The sequence below is a fragment of the Cupriavidus sp. SIMBA_020 genome (assembly GCF_046535395.1).
Taxonomy (GTDB): domain Bacteria; phylum Pseudomonadota; class Gammaproteobacteria; order Burkholderiales; family Burkholderiaceae; genus Cupriavidus; species Cupriavidus campinensis.
In genome coordinates this window covers 1-260 of sequence record NZ_JAWRWU010000942.1, presented here as the reverse complement: position 1 = coordinate 260, position 260 = coordinate 1, and the positions used below count along the sequence as shown (strand labels likewise).

The window sequence follows — 260 nt, the reverse complement described above, 5'->3', positions numbered from 1 at the left end:
CAGCATATCGGCCTGCCGCTCGTGTGCATCTATGCGCTGACGACGATCGGCAGCATCGGCGGCGGCTGGCTGTCGTCGGCGTTGCTGCGCGCGGGCTGGAGCGTGAACGGCGCGCGCAAGACGGCGATGCTGATCTGCGCATGCTGCGTGCTGCCGATCGCGTTCGTGTCGCAGGTGCAGAACCTGTGGATCGCGGTGCTGATCGTCGGCCTCGCCGCGGCCGCGCACCAGGGCTGGTCGGCGAATCTGTTCACGACGGC

1 pseudogene is annotated in these 260 nt (G+C 68.8%); it reads left to right on the top strand.

Annotated features, from left to right (window positions below):
* A pseudogene (locus SB751_RS32225) lies at positions 1 to 260 on the top strand (MFS transporter); the annotation flags it as partial.